The 15,110-nt window shown below is 69.8% G+C and carries 17 protein-coding genes; 8 read left to right on the top strand and 9 right to left on the bottom strand.

All coding sequences use genetic code 11. The features are described from left to right. The first annotated feature begins 135 nt into the window (after window positions 1–135). The 6 genes from ACIQ7D_RS30950 to ACIQ7D_RS30975 all read left to right on the top strand — a co-directional run bounded on the left by ACIQ7D_RS30950 (window position 136) and on the right by ACIQ7D_RS30975 (window position 6,536). Window positions 136–1,146, top strand: a complete 1,011-nt coding sequence (locus tag ACIQ7D_RS30950; protein ID WP_403943268.1) for an ABC transporter permease — start codon at window positions 136–138, stop codon at window positions 1,144–1,146. Continuing rightward, window positions 1,143–2,279, top strand: a complete 1,137-nt coding sequence (locus ACIQ7D_RS30955) for an ABC transporter ATP-binding protein (RefSeq protein WP_403943270.1) — start codon at window positions 1,143–1,145, stop codon at window positions 2,277–2,279. Before ACIQ7D_RS30950 ends, ACIQ7D_RS30955 begins: the two co-directional genes overlap by 4 nt. Beyond that, a complete protein-coding gene (locus ACIQ7D_RS30960) occupies window positions 2,276–3,460 on the top strand; it encodes an ABC transporter ATP-binding protein (protein ID WP_403943271.1) in 1,185 nt (394 codons plus the stop codon). Before ACIQ7D_RS30955 ends, ACIQ7D_RS30960 begins: the two co-directional genes overlap by 4 nt. 197 nt (window positions 3,461–3,657) lie before the next feature. Then, window positions 3,658–4,317 (top strand): trimeric intracellular cation channel family protein, encoded by a 660-nt coding sequence (locus ACIQ7D_RS30965; RefSeq protein WP_403943274.1) that lies wholly within the window; start codon window positions 3,658–3,660, stop codon window positions 4,315–4,317. Window positions 4,318–4,393: 76 nt separating this feature from the next. Then, a complete protein-coding gene (locus ACIQ7D_RS30970) occupies window positions 4,394–5,227 on the top strand; it encodes a thioesterase family protein (RefSeq protein WP_403943277.1) in 834 nt (277 codons plus the stop codon). A gap of 145 nt (window positions 5,228–5,372) precedes the next feature. Continuing rightward, the gene (locus ACIQ7D_RS30975; protein WP_403943279.1) at window positions 5,373–6,536 is read left to right on the top strand and encodes a cysteine desulfurase family protein; all 1,164 of its coding nucleotides are present in this window, start codon (window positions 5,373–5,375) and stop codon (window positions 6,534–6,536) included. Window positions 6,537–6,733: 197 nt separating this feature from the next. Here ACIQ7D_RS30975 and ACIQ7D_RS30980 read toward each other — a convergent pair whose 3' ends face one another. Beyond that, complete coding sequence (locus tag ACIQ7D_RS30980) at window positions 6,734–7,483, bottom strand: N-acetylmuramoyl-L-alanine amidase (RefSeq protein ID WP_403943281.1); 750 nt, start codon at window positions 7,481–7,483, stop codon at window positions 6,734–6,736. A gap of 60 nt (window positions 7,484–7,543) precedes the next feature. Here ACIQ7D_RS30980 and mnmA point away from each other — a divergent pair, with 60 nt between their 5' ends. Beyond that, on the top strand, window positions 7,544–8,671 hold the full coding sequence (gene mnmA / locus ACIQ7D_RS30985) for a tRNA 2-thiouridine(34) synthase MnmA (RefSeq protein ID WP_403943284.1): 1,128 nt from the start codon (window positions 7,544–7,546) through the stop codon (window positions 8,669–8,671). Between the two features lie 103 nt (window positions 8,672–8,774). Here mnmA and ACIQ7D_RS30990 read toward each other — a convergent pair whose 3' ends face one another. The 3 genes from ACIQ7D_RS30990 to ACIQ7D_RS31000 are packed head-to-tail and all read right to left on the bottom strand — an operon-like array spanning window position 8,775 to window position 10,514. Then, on the bottom strand, window positions 8,775–9,356 hold the full coding sequence (locus ACIQ7D_RS30990; protein WP_403943286.1) for a hypothetical protein: 582 nt from the start codon (window positions 9,354–9,356) through the stop codon (window positions 8,775–8,777). Window positions 9,357–9,386: 30 nt separating this feature from the next. Next, window positions 9,387–9,650, bottom strand: a complete 264-nt coding sequence (locus tag ACIQ7D_RS30995; protein ID WP_403943289.1) for a DUF397 domain-containing protein — start codon at window positions 9,648–9,650, stop codon at window positions 9,387–9,389. A gap of 12 nt (window positions 9,651–9,662) precedes the next feature. Further along, on the bottom strand, window positions 9,663–10,514 hold the full coding sequence (locus ACIQ7D_RS31000; protein WP_403943292.1) for a helix-turn-helix domain-containing protein: 852 nt from the start codon (window positions 10,512–10,514) through the stop codon (window positions 9,663–9,665). Between the two features lie 248 nt (window positions 10,515–10,762). On the opposite strand from ACIQ7D_RS31000, the gene ACIQ7D_RS31005 reads away from it, so the two are divergent. Next, a complete protein-coding gene (locus ACIQ7D_RS31005; RefSeq protein ID WP_403943294.1) occupies window positions 10,763–11,263 on the top strand; it encodes an ATP-binding protein in 501 nt (166 codons plus the stop codon). Window positions 11,264–11,286: 23 nt separating this feature from the next. Here the strand turns inward: ACIQ7D_RS31005 and ACIQ7D_RS31010 are convergent, their stop codons facing one another. The 5 genes from ACIQ7D_RS31010 to ACIQ7D_RS31030 form a co-directional block, all read right to left on the bottom strand. Continuing rightward, window positions 11,287–12,063, bottom strand: a complete 777-nt coding sequence (locus tag ACIQ7D_RS31010; protein ID WP_403943400.1) for an alpha/beta fold hydrolase — start codon at window positions 12,061–12,063, stop codon at window positions 11,287–11,289. Between the two features lie 88 nt (window positions 12,064–12,151). Continuing rightward, the gene (locus ACIQ7D_RS31015) at window positions 12,152–12,487 is read right to left on the bottom strand and encodes a DUF427 domain-containing protein (protein ID WP_403943402.1); all 336 of its coding nucleotides are present in this window, start codon (window positions 12,485–12,487) and stop codon (window positions 12,152–12,154) included. 35 nt (window positions 12,488–12,522) lie between these two features. Continuing rightward, window positions 12,523–13,350 carry a MerR family transcriptional regulator gene (locus ACIQ7D_RS31020; protein ID WP_403943297.1) on the bottom strand — a complete coding sequence of 276 codons (828 nt, stop codon included), beginning with the start codon at window positions 13,348–13,350 and terminating at the stop codon, window positions 12,523–12,525. Window positions 13,351–13,365: 15 nt separating this feature from the next. Further along, window positions 13,366–14,127 (bottom strand): ABC transporter permease, encoded by a 762-nt coding sequence (locus ACIQ7D_RS31025; protein WP_403943298.1) that lies wholly within the window; start codon window positions 14,125–14,127, stop codon window positions 13,366–13,368. After that, a complete protein-coding gene (locus tag ACIQ7D_RS31030; RefSeq protein WP_403943301.1) occupies window positions 14,124–14,933 on the bottom strand; it encodes an ABC transporter ATP-binding protein in 810 nt (269 codons plus the stop codon). The genes ACIQ7D_RS31025 and ACIQ7D_RS31030 overlap by 4 nt, the downstream gene beginning before the upstream one ends. Window positions 14,934–15,110 lie beyond the last annotated feature (177 nt).

Consider the following 15,110-nt stretch of genomic DNA (forward strand, 5'->3'; position numbering starts at 1 on the left):
TCGGCGCAGACTCCGAGCCCGCTCGGCAACACATTCAGTAACACCTGTTACATCAATCAGCACCCCCCGAAAGGCAGGTGAAGGTGCCGGATCGTACGGGCGCACCCCGCCCGGACGCCCTGGCACCGCACGGCTGTGGCTGCGTACATCATCCGACGCGTATTCGCCGCGGTGTTGCTGCTGCTGGTGGTCAGCGCAGTCACGTTCGCGATCTTCTTCCTGGTGCCCCGGCTGGGCGGCCAGACGACCGACTCACTGGCCGCCCAGTACGTCGGTAAGGGCGCCGACCCCGACGCCATCGCCGCCATCAAGGCGAACCTGGGGCTGGACGACCCGCTCTACCTCCAGTACTGGCACTTCGTCAAGGCCATCGTGGTCGGCGCCGAGTACAACCTCGGCCCCAACCCCTCGGTGTGCCACGCGCCGTGCTTCGGCTACTCCTTCAAGACCCACGTCGAGGTCTGGCCGGAGATCCTTCAGCGCATCCCGGTCACCTTCTCGCTGGCCATCGGCGCGGCGGTCATCTGGGTCGTCTCCGGTGTCGCCATCGGCGTTCTCTCCGCGCTCAAGCGGGGCTCGATCTTCGACCGCCTGGCCATGGGCGTCGCCCTGGCCGGTGTCTCGCTGCCGATGTTCTTCACCGGCCTGGTCTCCCTCGCCCTCTTCAGCTTCCACTGGACGATCTGGGAAGAACTCCAGTTCGTACCCTTCTCCGAGAACCCCGGCGAATGGGCGTGGAACCTCATCCTTCCCTGGTGCACCCTCGCCTTCCTGTACTCCGCCCTCTACGCGCGGCTCACCCGCGCGGGGATGCTGGAGACCATGGGCGAGGACTACATCAGAACCGCGCGGGCGAAGGGTCTGCGGGAGCGCCAGGTGGTCGTCAAGCACGGCCTGCGCGCCGCGCTGACCCCGCTCGTCACCATCTTCGGCATGGACTTCGCACTGCTCCTGGGCGGCGCGGTCATCACCGAGCGCGTCTTCTCCTTCCAGGGGATGGGCGCGTACGCCATCCAGGGCGTGACCCGCAGCGACCTGCCCATCGTGATGGGTGTGACGCTGGTCGCCGCCTTCTTCATCGTTCTCTGCAATCTGCTGGTGGACCTCGTGTACGCCGCGATCGACCCCCGGGTGAGGCTCTCATGAGCGACGTGAGCAAGACGCAGGACGCGAGCGGGGACGACGCGGGTACGGGCGCGGCGGGCACGGGCACGGTGGAGACGGCCGCGGGAGCCGCCGCCGGCGCTCCGGCCGCGAAGGACGCGTTCCTCTCCGTACGCGACCTCCGTATCCACTTCGACACCGACGACGGCCTCGTGAAGTCCGTCGACGGCGTCAGCTTCGACCTCCAGGCCGGCAAGACCCTCGGCATCGTCGGCGAGTCCGGCTCCGGGAAGTCCGTGACCTCGCTGGGCATCATGGGGCTGCACAACTCCGAGCGTGCCCGGATCTCCGGCGAGATCTGGCTGGACGGCGAGGAGCTGATCGGCGCGGGCCCCGAGCGGGTGCGCGCGCTGCGCGGCCACAAGATGTCGATGATCTTCCAGGACCCGCTCTCCGCGCTGCACCCGTACTACAGCGTCGGCGCGCAGATCGTGGAGGCGTACCGCGTCCACAACAAGGTCGACAAGAAGACCGCCAAGAAGCGCGCCGTCGACATGCTCGACCGGGTCGGGATCCCCGAGCCGGCCCGGCGCTACCACGACTACCCGCACCAGTTCTCCGGCGGTATGCGCCAGCGCGCGATGATCGCGATGTCCCTGGTGAACAACCCCGAACTGCTGATCGCCGACGAGCCGACGACCGCCCTGGACGTGACCGTCCAGGCGCAGATCCTCGACCTCATCCGGGATCTCCAGAAGGAGTTCCACTCGGCGGTCGTCATCATCACCCACGACCTCGGCGTCGTCGCCGAGATCGCGGACGACCTGCTCGTGATGTACGCCGGGCGGTGCATCGAGCGCGGCTCCTCCCAGAGCGTGTTCTACCAGCCGCAGCACCCCTACACCTGGGGCCTGCTCGGCTCGATGCCGCGTATCGACCGCGACCAGACCGACCGGCTGGTGCCGGTCAAGGGAACCCCGCCCAGCCTGATCAACGTCCCGTCCGGCTGTGCCTTCAACCCGCGCTGCCCGTACGCCGACGTCCCCAAGGACAACCTCACCCGTACGGTCCGCCCCGACCTGCGGGAGATCACCGACGGGCACTTCTCCGCCTGCCACATGTCGCGCGCGGAGCGGGAAAAGATCTGGACCGAAGAGATTGCGCCGAAGCTGTGACTGAGCTGACGAAGAAGATTCCGGAGCAGGTCGCGGCGGGTGAGGCCGCGACGGGCGGCCCCTCGGACGATGTCGAGCCGATCCTCAGGGTCACCGGCCTGGTCAAGCACTTCCCGATCACCAAGGGTGTGCTGAAACGCAAGGTCGGCGCGGTCCAGGCGGTCGACGGGCTCTCCTTCGACGTACGTCCCGGGGAGACCCTGGGCGTCGTCGGCGAGTCCGGCTGCGGCAAGTCGACCATGGGACGGCTGATCACGCGGCTGCTCGAACCGACCGGCGGCAAGGTCGAGTTCGAGGGCAAGGACATCACGCACATGTCCACGGGCGCGCTGCGCCCGATGCGCCGCGACATCCAGATGATCTTCCAGGACCCGTACGGGTCGCTGAACCCGCGCCACACCATCGGCGGGATCGTCTCCACCCCCTTCAAGCTCCAGGGCATCGAGCCCGAGGGCGGTGTGAAGAAGGAGGTGCAGCGGCTGCTGGAGCTGGTGGGCCTGAGCCCCGAGCACTACAACCGCTACCCGCACGAGTTCTCCGGCGGACAGCGCCAGCGCATCGGCATCGCGCGGGCGCTGGCCCTCAACCCGAAGCTGGTCGTCGCCGACGAGCCGGTCTCGGCGCTGGACGTGTCGATCCAGGCCCAGGTGGTGAACCTGCTGGACGACCTCCAGAAGGAGCTGGGGCTGACGTACGTGATCATCGCGCACGACCTCTCGGTCATCCGCCATGTCTCGGACCGGATCGCGGTGATGTACCTCGGCAAGATCGTCGAGCTGGCGGACCGCAAGTCGCTGTACGAGTCGCCCAAGCACCCGTACACGAAGGCGCTGCTGTCGGCCGTGCCGGTGCCCGACCCGAGCCGGCGCGGCGGCAAGAGCGACCGGATCCTGCTCAAGGGCGATGTGCCGTCGCCGATCTCGCCGCCCACCGGCTGCCGGTTCCACACCCGGTGCTGGAAGGCGACGGAGATCTGCAAGACGACCGAGCCGCCGCTGATCCAGCTCGGGCCCGGCCACCAGGCGGCCTGCCACCACCCGGAGAACGCGCCGGACCAGCGTCCGCAGGACACGGTCTCGGTGGCGGCGCGGGAGACCGTCGAACTGGCGGAGGGCGCGGGTGCCTCCCCGGCGAAGACGGCCGGGGAGACCGATGGGACCGCCGGTACCGTCAAGGAGTAGCCCGCACCGGGCAGGCGCACGGGTGTCCGGCGCCTGATGTGCGGTGTGAGGCATTCGGGCAGTGGCGTCCGGCGGGTTCCCGCCGGACGCCACACGCTTTCGATGCCGGTCGGTGTGCCGGTCAGCTCCGCCGGTCCTGTGTCTTGCTCTGTGAGCTCGTTCTCGTCCGTATGTACGTGTACCGGCACACTGTCCGGGTGTTCCATGACCTTTTCACGCCTTCCGTCCAGCACGCGCTCGACCTCGTCGGGATCTTCGTCTTCGCGATCTCCGGCGCCCTGCTCGCCGTACGGAAGAACTTCGACGTCTTCGGTATGGCGGTGCTGGCCGAGATCACCGCGCTGGGCGGAGGGCTGCTCCGTGATCTGATCATCGGAGCGGTGCCGCCCGCCGCCTTCACCGATCTCGGCTACTTCTCCATGCCGCTGGTGGCGACCGCGCTGGTCTTCTTCCTCCACCCCCACGTCGAGCGGATCCAGGGCGCGGTCAACGTCTTCGACGCCGCGGGGCTCGGCCTCTTCTGCGTCACGGGGACCACCAAGGCGTACGAGTACGGGCTCGGCCTGACCTCCTCGGTTGTCCTCGGACTGGCCACGGCTGTCGGCGGCGGGGTGCTGCGCGACGTCCTCGCCAACGAGGTGCCCTCGCTGCTGCGCTGGGACCGCGACCTCTACGCCGTGCCCGCCATCGTCGGCGCCACGATGGTGGCCCTCTGTATCCGCTTCGACGCGCTCAACGGCCTCACCAGCGGGATCGCCGTCCTGACCGCGTTCGTTCTGAGGCTGCTCGCGATGCGCTTCCACTGGCGGGCGCCGCGTGCCTGGAACCGCCGCTCGGAGGCGGAGGAACCCGTGTGAGGGGCCCCTTCCCTCCAGCGCTGTCCCTCCCACTTAAGCTACCGCTTAGTACGGTCATGTTGTACGGTTGCGTCCCATGGCACAGGTATCCATAGGGGACAGCGAGTTCGACCGCGAGACGGCTGTCTCCCTCCGCGCCCCGGGCGTCTACGACACACGGCTCTTTCCGGGCTGGACCGTCATGAACATCGTCAACGGCGGCTATCTGCTGGCGGTCATGGGCCGGGCGCTCGGTGAAGACCTGCCGCACTCCGACCCGTTCGCCGTGTCCGCCCACTACCTCACCCCCTCGCTGCCGGGACCGGCCGTCGTACGGACCGAGACCCTGCGCACCGGCCGTACGCTCTCCACCGGCCAGGCGTCCCTCTTCCAGACCGGGGAGGACGGGGAGGAGGTGGAGCGGATCCGCTTCCTCGCCTCGTACGGCGATCTGGACGCCCTCCCCGACGATGTGAGGACCGCTGCCAAGCCGCCCGGGATGCCGCCGCAGGAACGGTGCGTCAGCACCGCCGACGGGCCGGCGCCCGAGGGCGACTTCACCATCCTCGACCGGCTCGCCATGCGGATCGACCCCGCCACCGTCGGCTGGGCGCTCGGCGAGCCCTCCGGGCGGGGCGAGATGCGCGCCTGGTTCGAACTCGCGGACGGCCGCGCCCCCGATCCGCTCTCGCTCCTGTTCACCGTCGACGCGCTGCCGCCTACCTCCTTCGACCTGGGGCTCCGGGGCTGGACGCCGACCGTCGAACTGACCGTCCATGTCCGCTGCCGCCCGGCGCCCGGGCCGCTCCGGGTCGCCATCACCACCCGTAACCTGGCCGGCGGCTTCCTGGAGGAGGACGCGGAGATCTGGGACAGCGAGGACCGGCTGGTGGCCCAGTCCCGCCAACTGGCCCGCGCACCCCGCGACTGAGGGATCAGGAACGGCGCGCCGGGTCGATCCGGCCCGGCGCGCACCAGTCGGGACACCGTGGGAACCGGTACCGGCCGGCCTGTGGCGGCTCCGGCCCGTACCGGCTGCGTGGGTGGCCGTCCGCGCTCGTAGAATTGTGCCCACCATGGCTTACCTCGACCACGCCGCGACCACTCCGATGCTGCCGGAGGCGATCGAGGCGATGACCGCCCAGTTCGGCCTCGCCGGCAACGCCTCCTCCCTCCACGCCGCCGGGCGCCGGGCCCGCCGTACCGTCGAGGAGGCCCGTGAGACGTTCGCGGAGGCCCTCGGCGCGCGCCCCAGCGAGGTGGTCTTCACCTCGGGCGGCACGGAGGCCGACAACCTCGCCGTGAAGGGCCTGTACTGGTCCCGCCGCGCTGCGGACCCGGCCAGGACCCGGGTGCTGGCCAGCCCCGTGGAGCACCACGCCGTCCTCGACGCCGTCGAATGGCTCGGTGAGCACGAGGGCGCGACCGTCGAATACCTCCCCGTCGACTCCTACGGACGGGTCCTGCCGGGCGCGCTGCGCGAGGCGATCGAACGGAACCCGCTCGATGTCGCCCTCGCCACCGTCATGTGGGCCAACAACGAGATCGGCACGATCCTGCCGGTCCCGGAACTGGCCGAGGTAGCGGCGGAGTTCGGCATTCCGCTGCACTCCGACGCGGTCCAGGCGTTCGGCCAGACCGCACTGGACTTCGGCGCCTCCGGGCTCGCCGCGATGACCGTCTCCAGCCACAAGATCGGCGGCCCGTACGGCATCGGCGCGCTGCTGCTCGGCCGCGAGCACACGCCCGTGCCCGTGCTGCACGGCGGCGGCCAGGAACGCCATGTCCGCTCGGGCACCCTCGATGTGCCCGCCGTCGCCGCCTTCGCGGTCGCGGGCCGGCTCGCCGCCGAACGGCGTGAGGCGTTCGCCCGCGAGATCGGCGCCCTGCGGGACGAACTGATCACGGCCGTACGGGCCGCCGTCCCCGACGCGGTCCTCGGCGGCGACCCCGACCACCGCCTCGCCGCCAACGCGCACTTCAGCTTCCCCGGCTGCGAGGGCGACTCCCTGCTCCTGCTGCTCGACGCGCAGGGCATCGAGTGCTCGACCGGCTCCGCGTGCACGGCGGGCGTGGCCCAGCCGAGCCATGTCCTCCTGGCCACCGGCAGCGACCCGGACCTGGCCAGGGGCACCCTGCGCTTCTCGCTCGGCCACACGTCCACGGCGGCGGACGTGGCGGCGGTCGCGAAGGCCATCGGCCCTGCGGTCGACCGCGCGCGCAACGCCGGCCTGAGCTGAGCCGGCCGTACGGGGCGGGCCCGGCCGGCGACGGCTTTGCCGGGCGGCCCTGACCGTACGTCCCGGGTGGCCCGGGACCGTACGCCGACCGTACCGGGGCGTCGCCGGGACCGACCGGCGTGGCCCGGGACCGTACCACCGCGACGGCCAGGTGGGGGGACCGTACCGGCGCGGCGTCGCCCCCGTACCGGCGAGGCTCAGGCCCCCAGCGCCGCCGTCGACCCGGGCCCCGACGGTGAGGGCGAGGGGATCGGCTTCGCCTCCCGTACCAGCTTCAGATAGCGGTCCCAGTCCCAGTGCGGACCCGGGTCCGTGTGGTCGGTCCCCGGGACCTCCACATGGCCGACGATGTGCTCGCGGTCCACGGGTATTTTGTAGCGTCTGCATATGTCGGCCGTCAGCCGCGCCGACGAGCGGTACATCGCGTCCGTGAACGACTCGGGCTTGTCCACGTACCCCTCGTGCTCGATGCCGATCGAGCGTTCGTTCCAGCTTCTGTTCCCCGCGTGGTACGCCACGTCCAGCTCGCGGATCATCTGCGCCACATGGCCGTCCTCGCGCACCACGTAGTGCGACGCCGCGCCGTGGGCCGGGTCGCGGAAGACCTTCAGCGCCACCTCGTAGCTCCCCTGGACGACATGGACGACCACCCGGTCGATCCGGAAGTCCTCGGGCCGGTCGGCCCGCCGCCAGTTCGCCGAGGAGGCCGCCACCCACTCCGAGGGGGCGTAGTCCAGCTCGCCCTCGTTGCGCGGCTTCCCGACGCCCGGCACCTGCCACCAGAACCGCGCGAGCTCGTCCCGCGCCAGCACACCCCCGCCGACCACGGCCGCCGCGCCGCCGATCAGTATCGCCCTGCGGCCGATCTTCTTCCCGTCCGAGGCCGCGGGCGCCCGGCGGCTGCCCCTCGCGCCGCTGCCGGCCGTACCCTGCTCGTTCTCGCCCATATGATCGTCAACGCATACCCGCGCGACTGTGGTTCCCTCGGGCCGTACCCTGGTTGAGCTATGACTCAGAATTCCCAGCGCCCCCTGCGCGTACTCGCCGCCATGTCGGGCGGCGTGGACTCCGCCGTCGCCGCCGCCCGAGCCGCCGAGGCGGGGCATGACGTCACCGGCGTACACCTCGCGCTCTCCGCCAACCCGCAGTCCTTCCGTACCGGTGCGCGCGGCTGCTGCACCATCGAGGACTCCCGCGACGCGCGCCGCGCCGCCGATGTGATCGGCATCCCGTTCTACGTGTGGGATCTCGCGGAACGCTTCCGCGAGGACGTCGTGGAGGACTTCGTCGCGGAGTACGAGGCGGGCCGGACCCCCAACCCCTGTCTGCGCTGCAACGAGAAGATCAAGTTCGCGGCGCTGCTCGACAAGGCGCTCGCGCTGGGTTTCGACGCGGTGTGCACGGGCCATTACGCGACGGTCGTCACCGCCCCCGACGGCTCGCGCGAACTGCACCGCGCGAGCGACATGGCCAAGGACCAGTCGTATGTCCTCGGTGTGCTGGACGAGCGCCAGCTCGCCCATGCGATGTTCCCCCTCGGTGACACGCTCACCACCAAGGACGAGATCCGCGCCGAGGCCGAGCGCCGGGGCCTGGCTGTGGCCAAGAAGCCCGACAGCCACGACATCTGCTTCATCGCCGACGGCGACACCCAGGGCTTCCTCGCGGACCGCCTGGGCCGGGCCGAGGGCGACATCGTCGACGAATCCGGTGCGAAGATCGGCAGCCACGACGGCGCGTTCGGTTTCACCATCGGCCAGCGCAAGGGCCTGCGCATCGGTCACCCGGCCGCCGACGGCAAGCCCCGCTACGTCCTGGACATCTCCCCGGTCGACAACCGCGTCACGGTCGGCCCCGCCGCCTCCCTCGACGTCACGGCCCTGACCGCCCTCAAGCCCCGCTGGTGCGGCACCGCCCCCACCGGTCCCGGCGACTACACCGCCCAGCTCCGCGCCCACGGCGGCGAGACCCCGGTGACCGCCGAACTGGTCGACGGCACCCTCCACGTCCGCTTCGACGAGCCGGTCCGCGGCGTGGCCCCCGGCCAGGCGATCGTCCTGTACGACGGCGCCCGCGTCGTCGGCTCGGCGACGATCGCGACGACGGAGCGCCGCACGGGGGCGCTGGCGGGCTGAGGCGCGCGGGGGCGTATGGCGCACGGGGCGTACGGCGCGCGGGGGCGTAGGGCGCACGGGGCGTACGGTCAGGACGGCGCGGGCGGGTACGAAACGAAGAACGCTACGAAGGGTCCGCCGCGGGTGTCTGCCGCGGTATCCGCGCGGTGATCAGGTCGCCCACCCCCGCCACCTCGTTGAGCGACTGCGCCAGGGCGAGCAGCACCTTGCGTACGTTGGCGATCTCGTTTCGCAACTCCTCCGCGCGGCTCCACTGCCGTTCGTGGGAGACGGGATCGGTGTGGTCGGCGCGCTGCGCCTCGTGGGCGGCCAGGAGGGGGTGCCAGCGGCTGAGCAGCGGCCGGATGGAGAGATTGAGGATGTTCACCGCGAGCAATCCGAAGGTGACCTGTCCCGGGGCCACGCGCGGGGCGACCGACGGCCCGTACCGGCGCAGGATCTCCCTGGTCGTACCGAAAACGGTGTAGAACGAGGACAGAGCCTCGCGCAACAGACCTTCGTCCTCGCCCAGCTCGACGACCGTGACTCGGGTGGCCAGTTCGACGTAGAGCTCCCACGCGGCCTCCCGCTCGGCGTCAACGGGCGCCCAGACGCCGCCGATCTCCGCGACGAAGGGAATGGCGATTCTGACCGAGACCTCCTGTGACCGCAGACCACCGCGCCCCCGCCTGAGCATACGACGCATCTCCCGAACCCCTCCCCGACCCCGGTCTCGTCATGCAACCCTACGAGTTGTTGCAGATCGCACAAGGGGCCGGGGTGCCGGGTCAGAACGACCCGGTGGGCCGAGGGGCGTGCGCTGTTCTGCCCGCAGGGCGGAGATCAGGGTACGGAAGGCGGCGAGGTCGGTCGTGGTGATCACCCCGGGCCGGGTGCTGTCGCGGAGGGCGACGCGGTCCGGCTCCGGCACGGATATCTCCACGCAGTTGTTTCCTGAAGCCTCGGAGAACGAGGACTTCAGCCACTTCGGTTCGGGCACGACGTGTCCCTCTTACGGATCTTCGATGATGCGCAGGATGGCGTCCCGCGACTGCTCCGGATTCAACGCCACCTGTTCGATCCAGTCCAGGCGCCTGCGGAAGTTGGCCAGTTGTGCCGGGGAGTCGTAGTAGACGGCGCCGATGGGGGAGTCCACCTGAACCGTGTCCAACAGCGGGTTCCGGGCCGACGCGTACATCACGGAGTCACCCGCCATGGGGAAACCGCCCGCGGAGAACGGGATCACGAGAAGGTCGACGTTGGGGCGTTCGCTCTCCTTCACCAGGTGATTGAGCTGCGCCTCCGCCACCGCCCGCCCCCCGACCCCCATCCGCAGGGCCGATTCGTGGATCAACCCTCGATAGGGCCTGGCGGGATCGTCCGTGATCACCCTGTGCCGTGAGAGGCGTTGCGCGATGCGCAATTCGACCTCCAGGCGCGGGAGTGCGGGAATGAACAGCTCGAAGAGTGCCCTCGCGTGCTCCTCGGTCTGGAATATCCCCGGGATGTGCGCGGTCTGTACGGTCCGCAGACTCGACGCGTGGTGTTCCAGCTCGGACACTTCGAGGAAGTCTGCCGGGATCTTGCCGTGGTACTCGTCCCACCAGCCTGTCTTCCTGCCACCCGTCATCTCCGCGAGGGCGTCGATCAAGCCCGGGTCGTCACACTCGTAGATGCTGGCCAGACGGCGCAGGCGCGTCTCGCTGATGCCGAAGCGTCCGGCTTCCACGTTGGAGATCGTGGTCCGGTCCGTGCCAAGAAGCTCGGCGGCTCTGGGGGCCGACATGCCGGCGGCATCTCGGAGCCGTCGGAGTTCCTTGCCGAACCTGCGTTGGCGGACTGTTGGTTCTTGCCGGGGTGCCATGGGCCTCTCCTTCTTCACGCTCAGTGTGCCGACACCGTGCGGAGTGTTTCCAGAAAGGTGAGGCCTTCAACCCGTATGAGTGAAATACGTATCACGGGTTGAAGTGAGTGATTGCGGCGTGAGAGTTTCTGGTCACTCAGCGTCAGAAGGAAGCGCACCGGGTCAGGCCCGCACCAGCACAACAGCCAGGCACGGAACCGGCATTGCCACCGCCGACGCCATCACATCGCGCACCCAGGAGGTGTCCCGTGAATCCGGAACCCCGCCCCCAGCTCCATCCGGTCCCCATCCCGTTCAGCGAGCCCTGGCAGTACGAACTCGGTTTTCCCTGCGACCCGCGCGGGCCCCGTATCGCCCGTACGACGCTGCGGGCCGTCCTCACCGCACATGGGCTCACCGAACTCATGTACCGGGCGGAGTTGCTGGCGTCCGAGCTGACGACCAACTCCGTACGGCACACCAAGGGGCCCGCTTCGCTCCGGTTGCACTGGTTGTGCCCCGTGCTGCGCGTCAGTGTGTGGGACATGAGTCCGGATCTCCCCGAGCGTTCGGGGGTGGGCAGTCGCGGTGGCGGGGAGAGCGAGGGCGGGCGCGGGCTCGTGATGCTCGACCTGGTCGCGGACCGGTGGGGCGGTTGCGCCGTGGGGGAGGGGCCGTACGGGACCGGGGGCAAGACCATCTGGTTCGAACTCGCCCTGGACGGCGGGTCGCCGCCCCCTCTCGGTGGTGTGACGGCCCTCGCGGCCTGAGCGCTGAGCGGCCGGCCAGGGCCCTACGCCGCGAAGAACTCCTCCAGCACCGGCGCCAGCACATGCGGGGCCACCTCGTGGGTCTGGCCCGTCAGGGTGCGGTGCCGGCCGCGGGGGAGGGCTCTCGCGGCCGCGCGGGCCGCGTCGCGGACCACCGGGGGGCTCGCGCCGCCGTCCACGATCATCGCTCGGGTGGTGACCGCAGAGAGGCGGCGGACCGGGATCAGTCCCTCGCCCAGCACCTGGTTGTCGTACGCGAGGGTGTGGGCCACCGCCGCCAGGTCCGTCCACAGCGGGGAGCGGCGCATGACCGCGATCGTCGCCGGATGCAACCCCAGGCCCGACAGGAACAGTTCCACCGCGTCGTCCCGCTCCCCGCGCGCCAGCAGCTCCGTCAGCCGCTGCGTGTACGCGGCCTTCGCCGGCAGGGCCGCCGGGTCCGTGGCGTACGGCGGCTCGTACACCGCGAACTGGGTGACAGGAAGCCCCGCCGCCACCGCCTCCAGGACCAGCGCGCCGCCCGAGGACACGCCGTACAGTGCCGCGCTGCCGCCCGCCACCGCGAGCAGCGCGGCCAGGTCCTCGATCTCCCGTTCCACGGCGTACGGGGCGCGGTCGCCGCTGGCGCCCCGGCCGCGCCGGTCGTAGGTGATCGTGGCGAAGCGCGGCGCCAGCAGCCGGGCCAGCGGCGCCTCCGACTCCGCCGTACTGATCGCACCCCCCACCAGAATCACCGGCGGTCCCCCGCCCGACCGCCGGTAGGCGATCGGGGTGCCGTCCGCCGACTTCACCTTGCACACGTTGTCCATGGAGAGTCAGACCGGCGGGCCCGGCCCAAATCATCGCTCCATGGGGGACGTTTTTCGTGGCGGAGTTCCAACGGCCTTCTCAGGCGGCCACCACCTCGGTGTCGTAGAAGCAGAAGTGGTCCTTGACCTGGGCTACTTCTGCTTTCGGGGTGGGGTAGGCCCAGACCAGGTCCGGCGCGTCAGGCAGCGACCAGTAGGACGCGTCACCCTTGAACGGACAGTGGGTCGTCGTCTCCGAGGGCGTCAGCAGCTCCGTCCTTACATCCTGGGGCGGAAGGTAGTAGCGGGCCGGGCAGCCGGTCTCGCGCAGCACCAGCGGCGCGCGGCTCTCCGCGAGGACCTGCCCGTCCCGTACGACGCGTACATGCTCCGTGCCCTGCTCGACCGTGATGCGGTGTCCTGCGGCCATGGTGATCGGTCCCTTCGGGGGGTGTGGTTCCGGTTCACTCTCTACTGTTCAGCAACGTCGCGCGCCGGGCTCTTCCCGGAGAGCGGCAGCTCGGTGCTGAGCCTGTCGGCAGGTACGCGCTCGACGCGGGTCCAACCCCTCCAGCCCCGCTCCTCCAGGATCGCCAACAGCCGCGCGGCGTGCGGTGAGGACTCGACCATGGTTGAGTCCAGCAGGTCGACGAACTGGTCGTCGATGCCGTCGTCGGCACCCACCTCGCCGGCCTCCACAGCGCGAATCATCAAGCGCTCCATGATGTCGGCGACCTCGACGATCTGCGGATCGTCGGCCGGTCGGTCGAGTGCCCCGCTGAGAAGGCTGTAGAGCTTCACCATGCAGGGGTCGTCCAGCTCCTCGTGCTTCTTGGCGATCACGGAGTCGATCGAATGCGGCACCTGGGCGGCGATCATGATCCAGGCGTCCCGCTCCATCTCGATGTACCGCTCCTCAACGCCGAGACCGCGCAGCCGGTCGAGGTAGTCCACGACGCTCTGCGGGAGCGCCAGGTGCTCTCCGGCGGCGAGCCGGGCGAGCCGTCTGCGGGTGCCCTGCAGCCGGCGGATCTCGGCGCGCAGATCCTTGTCGATCTCCTGGACACCGCCGGCGAACTCCTCCGGGCCGGCGTCGAGGAGTTCCTGCACCCTGGCCAGCGGCACGCCGGCATCGGCCAGGGTGTGGATCCGGATCAGTCGCACGACCGCGGCAGCGTCGTAGATCCGGTATCCGGACTGGTTGCGTTCGGGCTCCGGCAGCAGCCCGACCTTGTGGTAGTGGCGTACCGCCCGCACCGTCACCCCGGCGTACGCCGCAAGCCGGCTGATGGTGAGCATGGGTCTCAGACTGCCTCAGGCGATCTTCCGGCGATAGGCGGCCATCGCGAAGACGTACGCCACGACGAGGATGCCGACGCACCAGGCGAGGGCGGTCCAGATGTCGTCGCCGACGGGCCGCTGGGCGAACAGGTCGCGGATCGTGTTGACGATCGACGTCACCGGCTGGTGCTCGGCGAACCAGCGCACCGGGCCGGGCATCGTCTTTGTGGGCACGAACGCCGAGCTGACGAACGGCAGGAAGATGAGCGGGTAGGCGAACGCGCCCGCTCCCTCGACCGACGACGCGGAGAGCCCGGGGATCACGGCGAGCCAGGTCAGCGCCAGGGTGAACAAGAGCAGGATGCCGGTGACCCCGAGCCATGCCGACACTCCCGCTCCTGAGCGGAAGCCCATGAGCAGAGCGACGCCCACGACGAGTACGAGCGCGATCAGGTTGGCGACCAGAGAGGTGACGATATGGGCCCACAGCACACCCGACCGCGCGATCGGCATGGACTGGAATCGCTCGAAGATCCCGCTCTTCACATCGGTGAACAGCCGGTACGCCGTGTAGGAGATGCCCGATGCGATGGTCATGAGCAGGATGCCGGGCAGCATGTAGTTCACATACGGAACCGACCCGGTATCAATGGCGCCTCCGAACACGTAGACGAACATCAGCATCATGGCGACCGGCGTGATGGCGGTCGTGATGATGGTGTCCATGCTGCGTGTGACATGGCGCAGGGTCCGCCCCGTGAGCGCGGCAGTGTCGCTGAAGAAGTACGCGGTCATTCTTGTCCCTCAGTTGTCGTGCCAGGAGCGTCGCTCTTTTCGCCGCCGCCGATGATCGCGAGGAAGATCTCCTCCAGGGTCGGCTGCTTCTCGACGTACTCGACGGTGGCGGGCGGGAAGAGCTGCTTGAGCTCGGCGAGGGTGCCGTTCACGATGATCCGACCCTGGTGGAGGATTGCTATCCGGTTGGCCAGCTGCTCGGCCTCGTCCAGGTACTGCGTGGTGAGCAGCACCGTCGTTCCGTGGCCGGCGAGCTCCTTCACCGCATCCCACACCTCGATGCGGGCCTCGGGGTCGAGTCCGGCCGTCGGCTCGTCCAGGAAGATCACCGGCGAATTCCCGATGAGGCTCATCGCGATGTCCAGCCGACGGCGCATCCCACCCGAATACGTGGACACCTTCCGCGCGCCCGCCTCGGTCAGCGAGAAACGCCTCAGCAGGTCGTCCGCGATCGCGGCCGGGTCCTTTAAGTGGCGCAGCCTGGCGACGAGTACGAGGTTCTCCCGACCGCTGAGGATCTCGTCGACGGCCGCGAACTGCCCGGTGAGGCTGATGGACTCGCGCACGTTCTCGGGTTGCGTGGCGACGTCGAAGCCATGGACGCTCGCCGTCCCCGCGTCGGCTTTGAGGAGCGTGGCGAGGATCCTCACGGTCGTGGTCTTGCCCGCCCCGTTGGAGCCGAGCAGGGCGAAGATGCTGCCCCGCGCCACATCGAAGTCCACACCGCGCAGCACTTCGAGCTTCCCGTACGACTTCTCCAGACCCCGCACGCGCATCGCCGGACCGTCGATCGTTTGGGCCGTCATAGTCATGTGCCTCCTTTGCGGAGCTGTTCCAGGCGGCTGCGAGGAAGCTCCTGCCGGAAGGATGGAGGGTTGACCCAGCGTCAAGGTCAAGCCCGCTCCGACCACGGCGCCGGTACCCCTGAGACCGCTCTGCCGGACGCCCTGCGCGGCGGGCGCTCGCTGATCCACTCCCCGTCA

Source organism: Streptomyces sp. NPDC096310, from assembly GCF_044763125.1.
GTDB lineage: Bacteria > Actinomycetota > Actinomycetes > Streptomycetales > Streptomycetaceae > Streptomyces.